General features: G+C 57.6%; 17 protein-coding genes. 4 read left to right on the forward strand and 13 right to left on the reverse strand.

What is annotated here, in order from left to right:
• Window positions 1-559: 559 nt before the first annotated feature.
• Window positions 560-1423 (reverse strand): aldo/keto reductase, encoded by an 864-nt coding sequence (locus C8D82_RS00010; RefSeq protein WP_116882210.1) that lies wholly within the window; start codon window positions 1421-1423, stop codon window positions 560-562.
• On the reverse strand, window positions 1416-3155 hold the full coding sequence (locus C8D82_RS00015) for an ABC1 kinase family protein (RefSeq protein WP_165832721.1): 1740 nt from the start codon (window positions 3153-3155) through the stop codon (window positions 1416-1418). Before C8D82_RS00015 ends, C8D82_RS00010 begins: the two co-directional genes overlap by 8 nt.
• Window positions 3156-3279: 124 nt before the next feature.
• On the opposite strand from C8D82_RS00015, the gene C8D82_RS00020 reads away from it, so the two are divergent.
• Window positions 3280-5205, forward strand: a complete 1926-nt coding sequence (locus C8D82_RS00020) for an N-6 DNA methylase (protein WP_116882212.1) — start codon at window positions 3280-3282, stop codon at window positions 5203-5205.
• On the opposite strand, the gene C8D82_RS00025 is transcribed toward C8D82_RS00020, so the two are convergent.
• The 6 genes from C8D82_RS00025 to C8D82_RS00050 are packed head-to-tail and all read right to left on the reverse strand — an operon-like array spanning window position 5192 to window position 11060.
• Complete coding sequence (locus tag C8D82_RS00025) at window positions 5192-5764, reverse strand: hypothetical protein (RefSeq protein WP_116882213.1); 573 nt, start codon at window positions 5762-5764, stop codon at window positions 5192-5194. The two genes, C8D82_RS00020 and C8D82_RS00025, sit on opposite strands and share 14 nt — an antisense overlap.
• 17 nt (window positions 5765-5781) lie before the next feature.
• Entirely contained in the window at window positions 5782-7638 is a 1857-nt protein-coding gene (dnaG, locus tag C8D82_RS00030) for a DNA primase (protein WP_165832722.1), read from the reverse strand.
• Between the two features lie 16 nt (window positions 7639-7654).
• Window positions 7655-8413, reverse strand: coding sequence for a tetratricopeptide repeat protein (locus tag C8D82_RS00035; RefSeq protein ID WP_116882215.1), 759 nt, complete (start codon window positions 8411-8413; stop codon window positions 7655-7657).
• A gap of 23 nt (window positions 8414-8436) precedes the next feature.
• Window positions 8437-9282, reverse strand: a complete 846-nt coding sequence (locus C8D82_RS00040; RefSeq protein WP_116882216.1) for a metal ABC transporter permease — start codon at window positions 9280-9282, stop codon at window positions 8437-8439.
• A complete protein-coding gene (locus C8D82_RS00045) occupies window positions 9279-10064 on the reverse strand; it encodes a metal ABC transporter ATP-binding protein (RefSeq protein ID WP_116882217.1) in 786 nt (261 codons plus the stop codon). The genes C8D82_RS00040 and C8D82_RS00045 overlap by 4 nt, the downstream gene beginning before the upstream one ends.
• Window positions 10065-10073: 9 nt before the next feature.
• Entirely contained in the window at window positions 10074-11060 is a 987-nt protein-coding gene (locus tag C8D82_RS00050; RefSeq protein WP_147835618.1) for a metal ABC transporter solute-binding protein, Zn/Mn family, read from the reverse strand.
• 220 nt (window positions 11061-11280) lie between these two features.
• On the opposite strand from C8D82_RS00050, the gene C8D82_RS00055 reads away from it, so the two are divergent.
• Window positions 11281-12444 carry an SDR family oxidoreductase gene (locus C8D82_RS00055; protein WP_116882219.1) on the forward strand — a complete coding sequence of 388 codons (1164 nt, stop codon included), beginning with the start codon at window positions 11281-11283 and terminating at the stop codon, window positions 12442-12444.
• A gap of 59 nt (window positions 12445-12503) precedes the next feature.
• Window positions 12504-13289 carry an amidohydrolase family protein gene (locus tag C8D82_RS00060; RefSeq protein WP_116882220.1) on the forward strand — a complete coding sequence of 262 codons (786 nt, stop codon included), beginning with the start codon at window positions 12504-12506 and terminating at the stop codon, window positions 13287-13289.
• Here C8D82_RS00060 and C8D82_RS00065 read toward each other — a convergent pair whose 3' ends face one another.
• The 5 genes from C8D82_RS00065 to C8D82_RS00085 all read right to left on the reverse strand — a co-directional run bounded on the left by C8D82_RS00065 (window position 13290) and on the right by C8D82_RS00085 (window position 17613).
• Complete coding sequence (locus tag C8D82_RS00065; RefSeq protein ID WP_165832723.1) at window positions 13290-14627, reverse strand: hemolysin family protein; 1338 nt, start codon at window positions 14625-14627, stop codon at window positions 13290-13292.
• Between the two features lie 111 nt (window positions 14628-14738).
• Window positions 14739-15494 (reverse strand): sulfite exporter TauE/SafE family protein, encoded by a 756-nt coding sequence (locus C8D82_RS00070; RefSeq protein WP_116882222.1) that lies wholly within the window; start codon window positions 15492-15494, stop codon window positions 14739-14741.
• A gap of 75 nt (window positions 15495-15569) precedes the next feature.
• Window positions 15570-16466 carry a phosphoribosylaminoimidazolesuccinocarboxamide synthase gene (locus C8D82_RS00075; RefSeq protein WP_116882223.1) on the reverse strand — a complete coding sequence of 299 codons (897 nt, stop codon included), beginning with the start codon at window positions 16464-16466 and terminating at the stop codon, window positions 15570-15572.
• Window positions 16467-16491: 25 nt separating this feature from the next.
• Window positions 16492-16806: a 50S ribosomal protein L21 gene (gene rplU, locus C8D82_RS00080; RefSeq protein ID WP_116882224.1), complete on the reverse strand. Its 315-nt coding sequence runs from the start codon at window positions 16804-16806 to the stop codon at window positions 16492-16494.
• Window positions 16807-16884: 78 nt separating this feature from the next.
• Complete coding sequence (locus tag C8D82_RS00085) at window positions 16885-17613, reverse strand: glycosyltransferase family 2 protein (protein WP_165832724.1); 729 nt, start codon at window positions 17611-17613, stop codon at window positions 16885-16887.
• A 189-nt stretch (window positions 17614-17802) separates the two neighbouring features.
• Here C8D82_RS00085 and C8D82_RS00090 point away from each other — a divergent pair, with 189 nt between their 5' ends.
• Window positions 17803-18333 carry a hypothetical protein gene (locus C8D82_RS00090; RefSeq protein ID WP_116882226.1) on the forward strand — a complete coding sequence of 177 codons (531 nt, stop codon included), beginning with the start codon at window positions 17803-17805 and terminating at the stop codon, window positions 18331-18333.
• Window positions 18334-18382 lie beyond the last annotated feature (49 nt).

Here is an 18382-nt window from a genome sequence, read left to right on the forward strand (position 1 = left end):
CGCGCTGCTACTTTAGGGGTTCCACCCCTACAGCTCACCCCGATCCGCTTCGCTCCACTCCCTTTTCCTGCCTTTTTCGCTTCGTAGCGTACAAGTAACGTTTCGGTCGGCGCTTTACGGCCCTCCGGGAGCGCCTCCCCGCATAATGTACGTTACGCAAAAAGCCCCGGCTCATCGGAACACTCCAACGCCGGGGCTTTTTACGTAACTCGTTTCCTTATGCGACGTTACTTGTGCGCCAGAAAGCAACGCAGAGGCAGGGTAAATCAGGATGGGTAGCACCATCCGGAATGATTCATATCCCCTGCTCTACGTCGATTTGCGGGAAAGAATCTTTTTGTACACTAGAAGAAGAATTGTCAACGTTTTCATGATACCGCAGATGTTACGGCTTATGGTGGAGCGGCAGAACGGCATCTATCAGGAAGCCGTGTTGTGGAGGATGAGGCCGTTGTTTAGGAACAGTTGACGGATGGAATATTCCGGAGTCTGGTGTTATATTGAAATTGGGCAGGGGGGGATTCGGCAGACTGCCCCCCTGCCCTTTGTTCGGTTCGGATCAAATCAGCGGAACTGCATCGGAAACTGCTTCGGCAGGATATTCCCGGCGGAGACGTTCCGCATCTTCTTTTTCCAGCACCCAACCGAGCGCACCCATATTTTCTGCGAGGTGGAGCGGATTGGCAGCTTTGGTTATGGTCACCACATTCTCCTGACACAACAGCCAGTTCAAGGCGATCTGCGATGGAGTTTTTCCGTATTTTTCCGCCAGAGTAACGATCAGCGGCAGAGCGAGGTCAAGACCGCGCAGCGGACGCCAGGCGATCACCATGATATCCTGTGAACGGCAATAATCCAGCAGACCGCACTGCTCGATCTCCCGGATCCGCAGGTTATAGTGAAGCTGGTTGGCGACGATCGGAGCATCGGAGGCTGCCTGCGCCCGTTTCAGCCGCTCTTCCGAAAAGTTGCTGACGCCGATATGCCGGATTACTCCTTCGCGTTTCAGCCGGTTCATGGCTCGGATCGTCTCTTCCTCCGGCACATCCGGATTCACCTGATGGATCAGATAAAGATCGATGTAATCGGTTCCGAGCCGTTTCAGGCTGGCTTCGGCGGCCCGGAGAACGTCGTCGTAACGGAGATGCGTTTTCCAGACCTTGTCGGTCAGGAAATAATCGGCACGTCTGATCCCCTGCCCTTTCATTGCGATTCCCACCAGTTCTTCGGCGTGACCGCCCGCATACATTTCGGCGGTATCGATATGACACAAGCCGGTTGCAATGCCGCGTCGGATTGCGGCGATGTCGGCGTCATCGTTTGCGGTATCCGGCGTATCCACGCCACCCATGCGCCAGGTCCCCTGCCCCAGAACCGGAATCGCAAAACCGTTTTTCAATGATTTCCACGGAACGTCACTCATTTCTTTTCTCCCTTTTTGCATCCAGTTTCCGACGGGCACGCTCTTTCAGAAACTTCCGCCGCTGCCAGTGGTCGTCGATCAGAATAATAACTCCCAGCACGGCGGAGACGGCGAAGCCGAACATGCCGATGATCGGGATATCATTCCAGAACGGCGGTATTTTGGCCACGATGATCAACGCGGTGCCGATCAGCAGCGCGGTGACGAGCATGGAGCGGGAAAGCCGTTCGCCGGTCACATACATAGTCTGTTCAATATCATCCAGCCGGTGATGCTCCACCCGCAGCGTCAGATTGCCGTTCTCAGCGGAAGTAATCAGTTTGCGAAGCGTGGTCGGCAGCGTTTCCAAAGCGCTCAGATTGTCGCCGAAATTATCCAGAAAACGTCGCAAATGCGGCATCGGATCGTAGGAACGCCATTTCAGCCGCTCGATGAATGGTTTGACCATGTCGACGATCTTCAATGCGGGATCGAAGGTCCTGCCCAGATGCTCGATGGAAATCAGCGCCTTGAACATCATGTAGAGATTCGGTTTCAGGCTCAATGAGTATTTGCGGAACAGCTCCATCAGTTCTTCGAGAATATGCGATACACTGATCTTGTCGAGCGGCAGGTTGATGTTTTCATCCACAAGGTCGGCGACGTCCCGTTCCAACTCTTCCCGGTCGCCTTCGTAAGTGCCGGTAATGGTCATGCGCAGGGCGCAGTCGGTCATGGAGGAAATTTCGCCGCGCAGCATATAGTCGATGATCCGCACGAAGTCGCGCCGTTCCTGCTCATCGATTCTCCCCATCATGCCGAAGTCGATAAACGCGACCCGGTTGCCTTCCAGCAGAAACAGATTGCCGGGGTGTGGATCGGCATGAAAAAAACCGGTTTCGAAAATCTGCTTGAGCATCAGATTCACCCCGAGATGGGCGACCAGAGGAAGATCGTATTTGGCCCGCAATTCCGGATGCTCCAGCACCCTGGTGGCGGAATCGCCGAAGATCCGTTCCATGGTCAGGACTTTGGTTGTGGTGTAATTCAAATACAATTTCGGGATCACCAGCCCCGGAGAATCCTTCATGCTGTTGGTAAATCGGAGCAGGTTGGCCGCTTCGAACTGGTAGTTCAATTCCCGCCGCAGGGAGTAGGCGAACTCCCCGACGATTTTGACCGGTTCGTTGCGGGCCAGCGTTTCGTTGAAGTCCTCCAGCTTGCGGGCGATGTACAGCATGATGTCCAAGTCGAGTTCGATGGTCTCCTTGATCCCGGGCCGCTGGATTTTGACCACCACTTCCGTTCCGTCATGAAGGCGGGCGGCATGGACCTGACCGATGCTGGCGGCTGCCAGCGGCTTTTCGGAAAATGAGAGGAACAGCTTTTCCGGCGGCTGTTTCAGCTCCTGTTGAATGATCTTGCGTACCTCTTCACCGGAAAAAGGTGTGACCTGCTCGGTCAGTTTGGAGAGTTCATCAGCGTACTTCTGGGAAATCAGATCGGGACGGGTGGAGAGAATCTGCCCGAGCTTCACGAAGCTCGGCCCCAGTTCTTCCAACAACAGCCGCAGTTTTTCCGGACGGCTTTTGCCGGCCAGTTCCTCCTGACTTTTTCGGCTGTAAATCTTTTTGATCGGATGGATATTTTCCGTCAGATCATAGAAGCCGTAGCGCGCCATCGTCTCCAAAATGCGCAGAAAACGCTTCAATGAACGGTAATCCCGGTTGACTTCAAACGGCATCAGCGACATATTCTTCTCTCCTCTTTCCGGAATTTGATTCCTCTGAATAATAATATAGCGTAAAATTGCTTTTAGCAAAATCGGTTTTATATTATAAGCGTAAATAATCTGTTCTAATCGGGAGTTTTGTTTGATGGATGCCCTGCTCTCCGTCCGGGAGGCCGCGGAATTTCTGGGAGTTTCACAAGCCACGGTATACCATTGGGCCAGAAGCGGCATTCTTCAGGGATATCAGCAGGCGGTTCGGCGCTTTCCGGCCGAACAGGTGCACAAGCTTCAGCGGGCCATTGCGGCGGGCCATGTCCCGCGATTGAATGCGCGTGCCAACAAGCGGCATGCAGACGGTTACCGGACTCCCTTTCCATCCCGTCCCGAAGACGGCAATGACGCCAGTCAGATCATCCGGCTCCGGCGATTGATCCGGGAGCGGCAGCTCAATCCGGCGTGCATTCTGTATGTCCGGGCGCTGCGGCTGCTGGCGGAAGCCGGCGAATGGGAGCCGGCGACGCCGTTCTCCCCTGCCCTGCCGCCGGCTTCCCGGTGGCGGCGGCAGAGTGTGGCCCGGATCATGCGCGGCTGGCGGCGCGATCTGGGAGTATCGGTCCTCTCCGCAGCCGATTACCGCAGGCCGTTTGAACTGCCGGTGGAACCGGTTTCCGGTTCCGACCAGCTCGGTTTCCTCTACCAGGCGCTTCGCCGTACCGGCAGCCGGGTGCAGGCCGGCTCCTTTTATACGCCGCCGGAAGTGGTTCGGAGCATGACGGCAGGCTTGACGCCGCACGATGGCTTCACATTGCTTGATCCCGGCTGCGGCAGCGGCCAGTTTCTATTGGGCGCTGCTGAGGCCGGTTGGGAGTTTGATCAGCTTTTCGGCATCGATCTGGATCCGCTGGCACTGCGGCTGGCAGCGCTCAATCTGCTTCTGGCGTTTCCGGCAGTCGATGCGTTGCCCAATTTGAAATGCGCCGATGCGTTGTTGACGGATTCCTTCGGGCGCCGCCGGTTTGACGTGGTGATCGGGAATCCCCCGTGGGGACGTCTGGCGGATGGTGAGCTTCGCCGCCGCCTGAACCGCAGGTACTTACGGAAGCGCAATTTCTCGGAGAGCTTCTCGTACTTCCTGTTGCGGGCCCGTGCGCTTGCCGTTCCTGGCGGAACCATCCGCTTTCTGCTGCCGGAGGCGATCCTGAATATCCGCCGCCATGCGGAAATCAGAAGCGAACTGCTGAATGAGTGTACCTGGCGCGGCATCGCGGAGTGCGGCCGGAAATTTTCCGGAGTCTTTACCGGTGCAATCACCCTTGATCTGCTCAATATTCCGCCTTCTCCCAATCACCGGATTGAGATTCGGCCGGAGGCCGGACCGGAGTTTCAACTGCTGCAAACCAGCCTGAAACCTGAGAGCGGCCTGGTGATCCAAAGTGGCCCGCTGGAGAATTCGATCTGGGAGAAGGTGAGCCGGTATCCGCACCGGACTTTGAAAGACAGCGGGGCGGAATGGGCATTGGGAATCGTGACCGGAAACAACCGGAAGTGGCTCCTGCCGGTCGGCAGCCGCGGCGGCGAGCCGATCGTCCGGGGAGTGGAGGTTCAACCGTACCGGCTGGCTCCGGCGCAATATGAAATTTTCTTCGATCCGAAAAAATTTCAGCAATGTGCGCCGGAACGCCTTTACCGGGTCCCGGAAAAACTGGTGTACCGCTTCATCTCCAGGCGTCTGGTCTTCGCTCTGGACCGAAAGGGCGTCCTGACGCTCAACAGCGCCAACAATCTGATCGTTCCGCCGGCATTCTATCCGATGAAACTGATCGCCGTGCTGTTCAATTCCGGGCTTTATCAACTGCTGTTCCGAAGCAGGTTCAATACGCACAAGGTACTGCGCAGCGACCTCGAGCAACTGCCCCTGCCCGATTTCCCGGCGCCGGTCCGCGCTGAACTGTCAGGGCTGGCGGACCGGCTGTTGGCCGGAGATGCTTCCGCGATCTCCCGGGTCGATGTCGTGCTGGCTTCGGTGCTGGGCCTGACGGAGGCGGAAAAGGTGCTGGTTACTGAACTGTGACAACTTTTCCTTTGGTCTCCGGGGAACGAATCGCGACCGCGGCAAGCGGGCTCTCCACCTTGACTGATTTCAGGTTCAGCTCGGCCTTGATGAAATAACGCCGTTCGCCGTTGGGGGAGACGACCAGGCTGTCGACAAAGGGCAGCTCCTTTTCGATCTGCACTTCATTGTTGGGCATCAGGTCCAGCGGGAAACGTCCGGTCTGTTTCGGATCGATTTCCATCCGGATCGGAATCCACATATTCGGATCCGGTCCGTTCATCCCCGGGAACCACGGCTGACAGTAAACCTGCACATTGTATGGTTCGTTGACATACCATTCCACCAGGCGAATCGGCTTGTTGTCGATATTTTTCAGGGCGAACATCAGTCTGCCCCCTTCCCCGGTGATCAGCTCGCGTTTGCTGATCAGATTGAGGCTCAGCTTGTAGTCGGCCAGCGGAGGATATTCCGGCAGTTCCGCAATTCCTTTGCCCCAGGGCTGTTCCGTGACTTCCCGGACGCAGCCGGTTCCGAGCAGGGCGAGCATCAATGCAGCAGTGATGTATCCGGTTTTCATTCTCTTTGCCTTTCTGTTCATGACATCGACTGAAGCCGGGTCAGGAGAGCAAGCCGCTCCTCCGGCGTGGACGCATTTTTCATCTGGAGCATCAGCAGCCGCTGTTCCTCCTTTTTAAACTGGCGGCGCAATTCGGCGGCCGACTCCTCAACGGCGGTCGGAATGTCCTTGCAGACGAATTCGCTGACCAATATGCGGCTGATCTCCGGCACGGGATGTTCGATCAGCAGTTCCGAAAGCTCCGCCGGAACCTGCTCGAACTCTCCATTCAGCGCCAGGTTCACAGTCAGGTTGACCGCTCTGGCGATCGGATTGGAGTCCGGCAACTCTTCCGGCGGCACCAGTTCCGCGATCTGCCGGGCCGCCGTTTCGGAGTTGACGGCCAATTCCAGCAAAGTCAGCAAGGCCGGAGAACAGGGATCCTCCTGTTGAATTCCCGGCAAGGGCCGGTTCTCCGAACGGGGCCGGGGCGGGATGAATTCCCCGGTATTCGGTGTGTACGCCGGTTCCGCCGCCGGGCCGCCGCGGGAGAACTCCTCGTTGCGCCGGGCCTTGCGGCTCACCTGCCGCAGCTCCGCATAGAGCGCGTCCTCGCTGACGCCGAGGAGCATTGCGGCATCCCGCACGTACAGCTCCAGTTCCACCTGGTTGGTGATCCGGTTCAGATAACCGGCAACCTCGACGGCGGCGTGTCCCCGGCCGGCCGCCGAACCCATATCATGGCGTTGCGGCAAGGAATCGCACAAAACCTTCAGCCACGATACCGAATCGTCCAGCGCCTGCTGCAACGCAGCTGCTCCGCCGTGCGCGAAAAGTTCGTCAGGGTCCTTGCCGCCGGGGATGCGGACCACCTTGATATCGAAAGACATCGGCAGCAGAATCTCCACATCGCGCAAAATGGCTTTCTGGCCGGCGGAATCGGAATCCAGCGCCAGGTAAATCCGGTTGCAGTAGCGGCTCAGAATCCGGGCCTGATTTTCGGTAAAGCTGGTTCCCTGCGGTGCCACCGCGCATTCAATTCCGGCCCGGTGGAACGCGATGGAGTCGAGCTGCCCCTCGCAAATCACCGCCATATTCCTGTCGCTCATCATTTTGCGCGCCAGCGGCAGCGCGTAGAGCAGATTGCCTTTTTTGAAAATCGGGGTTTCCGGGGTGTTGATGTATTTGCCGCCGGCCAGCGGTTTTGCTTCAAGGGAACGGCAACTGAATCCGACCACCCTGCCCTGCTCGTTTTCGATCGCGAAGGTCAGGCGGCCTTTGAAGTGGTCGAAGCAGCGGCCGGTCTCGGCCTTTTTCCGGATGATCCCGGAGGTGACCAGCTCTTCGTCGGTGAATCCAAGGCTGCGGCCGTAATCCAGACAGGCCGTCCACTCATCGGGACAGGCTCCGATTTTAAACCGTTCCGCCACCTCCGGCGGAATGCCGCGCCGCCGCAGATACTCCGCCGCCGGTGAATTCGGATTGCGGACCAATACCTGATGGAAGAAAGTGGCAAACGCTTCATTGATCTGGTAGAGCCGTTCGCGCTCATTGGCGCGCCGTCTTCCCTCCCCCGGATCACCGCCGCCGGAATTTTCCGGGATCACCACGCCGACTCGCGAGGCAAGCATGTGCAGCGCGTCGACGAAGCCGACATTTTCCTTGTCCATATAGAAGCGGAAAACATCGCCCCCCTTGCCGCAGCCGAAGCAATGAAACGTCTGGCGGGAAGCATCCACGTGAAACGACGGAGTCTTTTCCTGATGGAACGGGCACAACCCCTTGTAGGTGTTGGTTCCGGAGCGCTTGAGCTGTACAAAGGTTCCGATCAGCTCGACAATGTCGCACCGGGCGCGGATGTCCTCAATGATATCTTTGGAGACGCCGAAATTCATTTTCCCCGCCATCCGCTCAGTTGAGCCGTTGCAGACGCGCCTCGACTTCATCGCGCCGGGCGGCATATTCCGGCCGGTCCGAGATCAACCGCAGATAGTGGCGATAGAAATTTTTCGCATTCATTTTGGAGTTGGTATAGCGTTCCATGAACGTCGCGGTGTTGAATACGATTTCCGGATTGTTCGAGTCCCGGGAGCACGCCGCCAGAAACGCCCGTTTCGCCGCCTCGTAATCACCGCGGGAAACATAATAGACTCCGAGCTGATTGTTCAGTGCCGGATTGTTCGCAAACTCCGGCAGCCGCTTCAACGCCATCAGGAAGGTCAGCGTCTGATTGGAGCGCATCGCAACCGCCACATTGCAGAGCAGCACCAGCGTGTTGGTGTCGTTCTGCTTGAGCCGCAGCGCTTTCAGCAGGGCATTCATCGCTTCGGCATATCGGGTCGGATCCGTGGAATAGAGCCGCCCGAGCGTATATTGCGCGGAAAAGCTGTCAGGATTGCAGCCGACCGCCTTGGTGGCGGAACTGACCGCCAGATCGCGCTCACCTGCCTTTTCGGCGGCAATGGCACGGAAAACCAGAGAGGAGACATTTTCCGGAGCAAGCTCCGTCGCCTTCCGGGTATACTTCAACGCCCTTTTCCAGTCGCCGCCGGTGGCGTATTCATTGGCCTTATTCAGGCAGCCTTCGACCGTATTGTCTCCGCATCCGGCCGCAACGAACAGCGTCAGGAGCGCGATCGCCGCCGGGATCAACAGTTTTGTCATTTTCATTTTCTCACCCTTCTTTCGCAGGTTCAGCGCGCCTTGCGGCGCGAACTGACCGCAAGGCCGACCACATAGACCACGCCGGCCAGAACCACAATCATCGGACCGGCCGGAAATTCATAGCGGGAACTGACCAGAAGACCCGCCGTAACGAACACCCAACTGAGAATCGAGGACAGGATCATCATCGACCACAAATGCCGCGTGAAGCATCCCGCCGTAGCGGCCGGCAGCGTCAGCAGCGCGATCACCAGAATAATGCCGACCACATCGATCAGCAGCACGATCGTCAGCGCCGTCAGCGCCAGCAGCCCGAGATAGAAGATTTTCACCCGGATACCGCGCAGCTCGGCGAATGTCGCGTCAAACGACATCGCCAGAATATTGTTGTAAAAGAGCACCGTCGGCGCCAGAACGACCACATCCAGCACCATCGTCCGCCAGATTGCGGAGCGGTCCAGCAGCACGATATTGCCGAACAGATATCCCTGCAGGTCGATCGCTCCCGGCGTGCGGGCGAGAAACAGCAGACCGACCGACATGAAAAGCGCCCATACCACATTGATGATCGTATCCTCGCGCTCCTTCGCGCAGAGATTGATCACCCCGACCAGCAGCGCCGCCGCCATCGCGCCGATCACCGCGCCGAGCATCGGCGTGAAACCGGTCCACATGCAGACCCGCTGCAAAAACAGCGCGACGCCGACGCCGCCGAGGGCGGCATGGGCGCTGGCTCCGGCCAGCGAGGAGATCCGGCGCGTCACCACCATCGTGCCGATCACGCCGAGCGACAGACTGGCCAGCGCGCCGACCAGCAGCGCATACCTCAGGAACATCCATTCCGGCTGCATCAATTCCCGGAGAAACGCGATCATTTCCGCCCCTCCCCGCACTCTTCCGGATGCTTGCAGCTGCAGAAGCAGGAGTGATCGTGCTGAATCAGGTTGACTTCGTGGTGGTAAACCGCGTTGGCGGTCTCCGCGTTGAACGCACCCGCCTGATGCACCGTCAACTGCCGGTTTACGCAGATCACCAGGTCGATTTCCCGGTTTACGAAGCCGAGGTCATGCGAAACCGTCAGTACGGTCATACGCCGCCTCAGAATATTCAAGGTGGCATAGAACTGTTCTTCCGCTCCGGGATCGATATTGGCCGTCGGCTCATCCAGCAGCAGGAGCTGCGGCTCGCAGGCAAGCGCCCGGGCGATCAGAACCCGCTGCCGCTGGCCGCCGGAAAGCGCGGCGAAGCTGCGCGGAGCCAGCGAAGCGATTCCCATCTCCTCAAGGGACGCCATCGCGGCCGCCCGGTCTGCGGCGGTATACCATCCCCAGAACCCCCTGCGGATTCTCCCCTGCAGCACGACCTCCAACGCGGTGATCGGGAAGGCCCCGTCCAGCTGGTGGTATTGCGGCATGTAACCGATTCGCAGCCGGGCCGCAGCCGGCGATTCGCCGAAAATGCGGATGGTGCCGCGATCGGGAGTCAACAGACCGAGCAGAAGCCGCAGCAGCGTGCTTTTGCCTCCGCCGTTCGGACCGACGATGCAGCCGGACTGGCCGCGCTTCACGGTCAGGTTGATCGAATCCAACACCGGATTGCCGGCGTCGTAGCCGAACGTCAGTTCGCGGATTTCGATGATCGCGTCGCTGGTATGCATAAAATTCCGTTACCGTCCTTTTTCTTCGGTGAAGCCGTTGACCAGCGCATCCGCCATTTTACGGAAATTGGCCGGCAGGTCCGATGCGAGCGGATCCAGCTCCACCACCTTGCCGCCGACCGCGTCGGCCAGCGCCTTCGCGCTGGCCGGGTTGAACTGCGGCTGAATGAAAATCACTTTGATCTTATCCGCCCGCGCCCGCCGGATCACGTCGGCGAAATGGGCGGGAGTCACCTCGCGTCCTCCCTTTTCCACCGCGACCTGCTTCAGACCGGTCATTGCGGAAAAATATCCGAAAGCGGGATGATACACGTAGAACGCCCCTCCCTTGTGCGCTGTCAGCTTCTCCCGGATCTCCATTTCCAGTTCCGCTAGCTGCGCTTTCAGCGCATCGGTATTCCTGCGGAACTCGGCGGCGTGCGCCGGTGCCGCTTCGCTGAAAGCACGGCAGATATTCTCCGCAATGATGCGGTCGTTGGCCAACGAGAGCCAGATATGCGGATCCAGCCCGTCGTCACTGCAGCCGTCGTCATGGTGATAGTGGTCCGGATGGTCGCCGGGGTGGTTGTGATCGGCTTCGTTCACGTGATCGTGATGGTGCGCGGGATCGGTGCAGCCGGCGCCGTCAAACGGAATGCGCGGCACTCCCGCCGAGACATCGACGATCCTGACTTTGCTGTGTTCAAATGGCCGCGTCAGGGCCTTTTCAAATACCATGCGGGTGGTCAGGAACAGCGTCGCGGAAGCCACTCCTTTGATATCGCGCGGGGACGGGGAGTAATCGTGGGGACTTCTTCCTTCAGGCAGAACCGACTTGACGCTAACCGCATCGCCGCCGATTCGGGCGGCCATGAAGGCGATCGGCGGCAGACCGGTGTAAACGGACAGCTTTCCGGAAGCGGCATCCGTTCCGTCTCCGGAATCACCGCAGCCGGCGACTCCCAGCAGCGTAAGGCACAAAGTGACTGCGAAAGCAGACCAGGGAATCATCTTCATCGGCGCGCACCTCTTTCTGTATATATGGATACTCCTGATTTTATAACATAATGGCATTACACTTCAAAGTCAAGCATTTTCCGGATGGAATTCATGGGCCGGCTCCGGCTTTTTACCGTAATCGGTCGAATTTCTTTGAGGGTGTGCTTGAATTTTCCCTGTTTGGGTGTATAGTTAAACTCTTGTACTCTATGCTCACGAAAAATAAACTAGGTGACTGATGAAGAAGATCTTTTTGACCGGGATCACCGGTCTGGTCGGCAGTGCGTTTGTGGTTGCGCTGCTTCGCGAACGGGAAGACTACGAGATTGTATGCCTTGCCCGCAAATCTCCGGTGAAGAGTGCCTTGCAGAGAACGCAGGAGATCATTCGCGACGAATGTAAATTCGACGGTTGCCCCGAATTGGCCGACCGGATTCTGAAATCCGTGAAGGTGATCGAGGGAGATGTGGTCACCATGGACCCCGAAGCGATGGCGAAAGACCCGTTGCTGCAGGGAACCGACATTGTGTTCCACTGCGCCGCCGATGTGAATCTCGGCAAGGATCCGACCGGCAAGACTTTCAGGATCAACTACACCGGCACCGAGAACATGGTGAAGCTGGCCCAACTGCTGAAGGTCAAGGAGTTTCACTACGTCGGAACCGCCTATATCGCCGGCAAGCTGGTCGGCCGGGCGATCGAGGACAAACCGGTCGACAACGGTTTCAACAATCCCTACGAAGAGAGCAAGTACAAAGCTGAAATGCTGGTCCGCAACTCCGGCATTCCGTTTACGGTCTACCGTCCCGCCATCGTGACCGGACGCCGTTCCGACGGCCGGATCCGCAAGCCGCTGGCCTTTTACCGCATTCTCGAATTTCTCGGCAAACTCAAGAGCCATCAGTGTTCCAAGCATGGGCAGAATCCGGTCGACTGGGCGAATCTGCAGATCAATTTCGCGACCGAACCTTCCGAGCATGTGTACTTTGTGCCGATCGACTATGTACAGGAGGCGATCACCGCGCTCTTTCAGCGCCCGGTCTGCAACCGCGCCTATCATATCACCGGCGACAGCCCGGTTTCGACCCGCCAGATCGAAAACACCATCTGCAGCGTGCTTCGTCTCGACGGCGTGACCGTCGACGGCGGCGAAGTCGCGCCGACCATGGACAACAAGCTGATGAGCCGTTTCCTCGGCGACCTGTTCCCGTATTTCTCGTCGGACATCGTCTTTGACCAGTCCAATGTCCGCAATGAACTCGGTCCGCAGATTCTTGACTGGGAATACGGCACCAAGGGGCAGGAAACGCTGATCCGTTCGTTCTACCTGGATTACTTCCCGAATGTCGAATGGCTCCAGACGCTGGCGAAAGCGCCGATCGAGCGCCAGCCGCGCCGATAGAAACCTCTTGAATCCGACAGCGGAATCTGCTTCAAAGCCGGTTCCGCTTTTTTTATCAGATGATCATCGATTTTCATACTCATTATTACCCGGCTAAAGTCGTCGGCAAAGCACTCGCCGCCGTCGAGGGGCGAATCGGCCATTACACTGACGGGAGCCGGGCCGGGCTGCTTGCTTCCATGCGTGAAGCGAAGATCGATTATTCTCTCGCGCTGCCGATCGCGACCCGCCCGGCCAACAGCCGCGGCATCAACACATGGGCGGCGGCGGAGCGGTCGGAAAACATCGGACTGACCGGCTCGATCCATCCGGGGGACCCGCACCTGCCGGACACCCTGAAGTATATTGCGGAACAGGGACTTCCGGGAATCAAGCTGCATCCCGAATACCAGCAGTTCGACTTTGCGGATGAACGGCTCTATCCGGTCTGGGAACGCTGTGTTGAGTTGGATTTATTTGTAATCACACATGCCGGCTGCGACGTGATGTTCAAACCGCCGTGGCATTCCGATCCGGCGCGGCTGGCGGCGTTTCACCGACGCTTTCCGGAGCTGAAGCTGATTCTGGCGCACCTCGGCTCCATGGAAATGTGGGATGCTGTGGAGACGGAACTGGCGGGTTTGCCGGTCTATTTCGACCTTGCGCTGCTGACGCCGGACCGGCTTCCGCCGCAACGGCTGCTGGCGATCATCCGCAAGCACGGCGCGGAGCGCATTCTTTTCGGAACCGACAGCCCGTGGAGTCCGCAGAAAGCACATGTGGATTACATCCGCTCCCTGCCACTGAGCGAAGCGGAGCGTGAACTGATCTTTCACCGGAATGCGGCGAAACTCCTGCATCTGTAATTATTCGCCGGATTCTTCTTCCTGCGGCGGAGTATATTGCAGGATCACCTTGTCCACCCGGCGTTCCTCGACCGACTCGACCCGGATTGAGATGCCGGAAACAGGCAGCTCCACCGTCGCGCCGACCGTGGGAACCTCGTTCAGCATCCCGAACACCAGCCCGCCGATCGTATCGTACTCCTCCTCGGGCAGCGCGAGATCGAGACGGCGCGAAATTTCATCCAGCCGCATGGAGCCGTCGATGCGCCACTCCCCTTCCCCGAGCTGTTCGATTTCGATGTCCGCTTCGTCGTATTCGTCGTACAGACTGCCGACGATCTCTTCAAGCAGGTCCTCGATGGTGACGAGGCCGGAGGTGCCGCCGAATTCATCCAGAATGATCGCCATTCCGAACTTCTTGCTCTGCATATTGCGGAACAGGATATTGGCCCGCATCGTCTCCGGCGCCAGATAGACCGGCTTGAGCAACTTACGGATATCCGGCGCGCTGTTCCCCTGCACCTTGGCGGAAAGATATTCCCGGAAATGAAGAAAGCCGATGATTTCGTCGATATCCTCGCGATAAACCGGCACGCGGGAAAAGCCGCAGCTCATCAACACCTTTTCGACCTCTTCCGGCGGAGCTTCGATATCCAGTGCCACCATTTCCGTACGGTGGGTCATCACCTCGGCAGCGGTGGTGTTGTTGAATTCAAACACATTCTCGATCATACGCTTTTCGTCGCTTTCGATCGCACCGTTTTCCTCACCGATATCGACCATCATGCGGATTTCCTCCTCGGTGACCTCCTGCGAATTGCCGAGCGTCACGCCGAAGAGCCGCAATACGAAGTTCACCGAGGCATTCAGGAACCATACGAAAGGGGCGGTCACTCTGGCGATGAAGTCGATCGGGCCGGCGACATTCAGAGCCACCGCCTCCGCATAACGCAGTCCGAGCTGCTTCGGGACCAGCTCGCCGAACACCAGCGAAATATAGGAGAGCAGAATGGTGATCGCCACCATGATGACTCCGCCGAGAATCTTCTTGGAAAGGAACTGAAAACCCAAACCGTACAGCCAGCCGGTAACGGGTTCGGAAAACGTGTCCGCCGCGAAAGCGCTCGCCATGAAACCGGCAAACGTGACTCCCACCTGAACCGTGGCCAGAAAACGGCCGGAATTTCCCACCAGATCGGCCAGCCGGCGTCCGCGCCGTCCGCCTTCGGTCCCCAGCCGCCGGACCGTCGCCGGCTTCAGAGAGATCAACGCGACTTCGGAGGAAGCGAAGAACGCATTCAGCAGAATCAGAAACCCCAGAAAAAGCAACTGCAGCAGCAGTAAACTACCGTCTTCCAAAATAAATCCTTTTTGTTCGAGTGAAATGCCGCCGCGCTGAAATGTGCGCGGTATTCCGGACAACATATTTTATAACATAGCGGCAAAAAAGACAAATTCAATTGAAATTCCTCAGAAAAACAGTTTGATTGCCGTTATCACCACCAATATCTGGATGATGTTCTCAAACAGCTTCTGCGGCATTTTAGCCAGCAGAAACACACCCAGGGCGCCGCCGATGAACAGGAACGGAATCATCAGAAGGTCGATCCGGAACGCCTGCAGCGTAATCCGTCCCTCCCAGATGAAAATCGGCAGCTTGGTCCAGTTGATGATCAGGAAGAACCAGGCGCTGCACCCCATATAGACCGTCTTCGGCAGCCGCATCGCCAGAAAGTAAAGGGCCGCGACCGGCCCGGCGGCATTCGCAATCTGGGTGGTGACGCCGAGCAGCGTACCGCATCCGGCCGAAACCGCCAGGCCGGTCGGAATCTTCTCCTGCGGCAGGCGGCTGCGGATGTAATTCAGAAGTGCCAGCACCAGCACAATCCCTCCGATGATCATGCGCATGATCCGGTCGTTGTCTTCCGGAATCACATGCAGGATAAAAGAACCGATGGCCAATCCGGCCCAGGCCCACGGCAGCAGCCGCAGCACGATCTTCCAGTCGGCATTCCGCCGGTAATAGGCCACGGCGATCAGGTCGGCCATCGCCAGCATGATCAACTGAAGCCCGGTAGAGAGCCGCCCCTCGAATGCCATGGTCAACAGCACCACCGGCAATACGCCGATTCCCGGGATCGCGGTTTTATTGATGCCGATCAGGATCGCGCTGATCATCAGCGTACCGATCTGCAACATCGTAAAATGATTCAGAATATCAAACATAGTCGTCACATCGGGAAATACAGAAAAGGCGGCGAAATTTCCATTCCACCGCCCCTTGCATTGCAAAACCGCCGCCTACAGGGATTTGCCTGTCAGCATCCGGTACGCTTCCAGATACTTATCGGAGGTTTTCTTCACCACATTGGCCGGAAGTTCCGGACCGGGAGCGGTCTTGTTCCAGTCGAGCGTTTCGAGATAATCGCGGACGTACTGCTTGTCGAGACTGACCGGGCTGGTGCCGACCTGATACTGATCCGCAGGCCAGAACCGGCTCGAATCCGGAGTCAAGACTTCGTCGACCAGAATGATCCTGCCGTCGATTTCACCGAATTCGAACTTGGTGTCCGCTACGATGATGCCGCGTTTTTCCGCATAATCCCGCGCCGTGCTGTAGATTTTCAGCGAGAGCTCGCGAAGAGCCGCCGCTTTATCCGCACCGATGATTCCGCCGACCTGCTCGAAAGAGATCGCCTCATCATGATCACCGATTTCAGCCTTGGTGGAGGGAGTGAACAGCGGCTCGTCGAGCTTTGACGCCTGCTGATAGCCGGCGCGAAGCTTCAGGCCGGAGACCATACCGGTTTTCTGATAATCCTTCCAGCCGCTGCCGACCAGATAGCCGCGCACGATGCACTCAACCGGAAGCACCTTCGCCTTACGGACAATCATCGAACGTCCCTGCAGATCCTTCACATACGCCGTCAGCTCCGGACGGGAGGCGACATCGGCGGAAATCAGGTGGTTCGGAATATCACGCATCAGGTCGAACCAGAAGAGCGAAATCTGCGTCAGCACCTCGCCCTTGCGGGGCACACCGTTCGGCATCACCACATCGAACGCGCTGAGCCGGTCGGTGGCCACAAAGAGCAGCGCATCACCGAGATCGTAGACGTCGCGCACCTTGCCGCGATTGATCAGCTTGAGTCCCGGAATTTCCGTCTGGATCAACGCGCCATTGGCATCGTACTGCATGATGATTATCCTCTCAAATTCGGATTCAGCCTTTGATTTCGCCGATCTGAACGCGGGTCAGGCTCTGGCGGTGGCCGTGGGTGCGGCGATAGCCCTTGCGGCGCTTCATCTTGAAAGCGATGACCTTCTTGCCGCGGAACTGATCCTTGACTTCGGCTTCGACGGTCGCGCCCGCCAGAACCGGGGCGCCGTAGTTCAGCTTGCCGCCTTCTTCACCGATCGCGAGAACCTCATCGAAGGTGACCTTGCCGCCGACTTCGGTATCGAGCTTTTCGATTTCGACCAGATCGCCGGTCTTCACTTTGTACTGTTTGCCGCCGGTTTTGATGATAGCATACATTCTTTTTCTTGCTCCTTACGGGTTATTATGAACTGACATCCAGTTAATTCGCACATATCCTGATAATATATACCATTTTCAGCGGTTTGCAAGCAAAATCCGCCGCAGATTTTTGATTAACTTCAGCATATAGACGGTTCTGGCGATGAGCGGCGACTGTCCGTAACGCAGTTTCACGGTCAGTTCGTCTTTCAGGCACGGCACGATATTGCGGTCGGAGAGCCCCCCTTCCCGGTAGAACGCGACAAGCTCGGGCACGTACAGCGGCTTCAGGCCGTGATGGTTGATCGCGCGGTACATGAAGTCGTAATCCCCCAGGAAGCGCAACGAAATATCGTAGGCGCCGATCCGGTCGTAGATGCGCTTCGGCACGAACATCGACGGATGGGGCGCGAACGCCCCGCGTTTCAGGTTGTGCGGCCGGAAGCCTTTCACACGCCCCAGGAACTCATACTGCACATCACCCCAGAAAATCGTATCATCGAGCGAATGCCCCGCGAACGACTTCGCCACCAGTTCCAGCGCGCCCGGCAGATAACGGTCGCCGGAATTGATCATGCCGACCACATCGCCGGTCGCCCGGGCGATTCCCTTGTTCATCGCGTCGTACAGGCTCCGGTCCGGTTCGCTGACGAACTGCGCGATCCGGTCCCCGAAGGAACGGACCACGTCGACGGTGCCGTCGGTGGAGGCGCCGTCGATCACGATATATTCCAGCTCCGGGTAATTCTGGTCCAGCACGGAGCGGATCGTTTCGGCTATGTGCTCCACATTGTTGCGGACCACGGTCACTACTGAAATTTTCATCGCAAATCCCAAATGATTACCAACTAAAACGACAGGGTGCAACATTACAGCCATCCGGTGTTTTTTTCAACGGAAATTCCGGGATTTTTACAGATAATCCCGAAGATTCTTGACTTTTCGGTGATTTGATGTAGGTTACTGATGGAAACGGGAGATTGCGCTCCCTGCTTAACATAAGGAGAAAAAATCATGAAGAAATTCACCACTCTCGGCCTGGCGGGCCTGATGCTGTTCGGCGGAACCGCGCTTTTCGCCGGCGACAATGTCGAGGAAAACATGGCCAGCACCCCGGAACTGCTGAAGCGGTGGGGCTCGTCGCAGTTCGCCACGCTGCTGCCGACAGGCGGCCCCAAGGGAAAACCGGCCATTCGCATTGCCAGCGGCGCTTCCGACGCCAACCGCCAGATCCAGTACAAGCTCGATCTCGACAAAGTGCGGGGAAAGGTCATTGAGCTTTCCGCCGATGTCAAAGCTGAAAATGTGAGTCAGCCCCCCAAGCATTACCTCGGCGTCAAGATGATGATCGTGATCACCAAAGCGGACGGCACCAGGCAGTACGTTGATATTACGACCGGGAAATCCGGTTCTTACGACTGGCGGGAATGCAAAGTCAAAGCCGCGATCCCGACAAATGCCAAAGAGGTTGCGATCAGCCTCGGATTGCAGTCTGCAATGGGAGCGGTCTATTTCTCCGATATTGATGTCGAGATTGATGACTGATTCTGATTTGCGAAAAAAGGACCGGTTCCGCATGGGAAACCGGTCCTTT

Origin of the sequence: Victivallis vadensis (genome assembly GCF_003096415.1) — a bacterium.
GTDB lineage: Bacteria > Verrucomicrobiota > Lentisphaeria > Victivallales > Victivallaceae > Victivallis > Victivallis vadensis.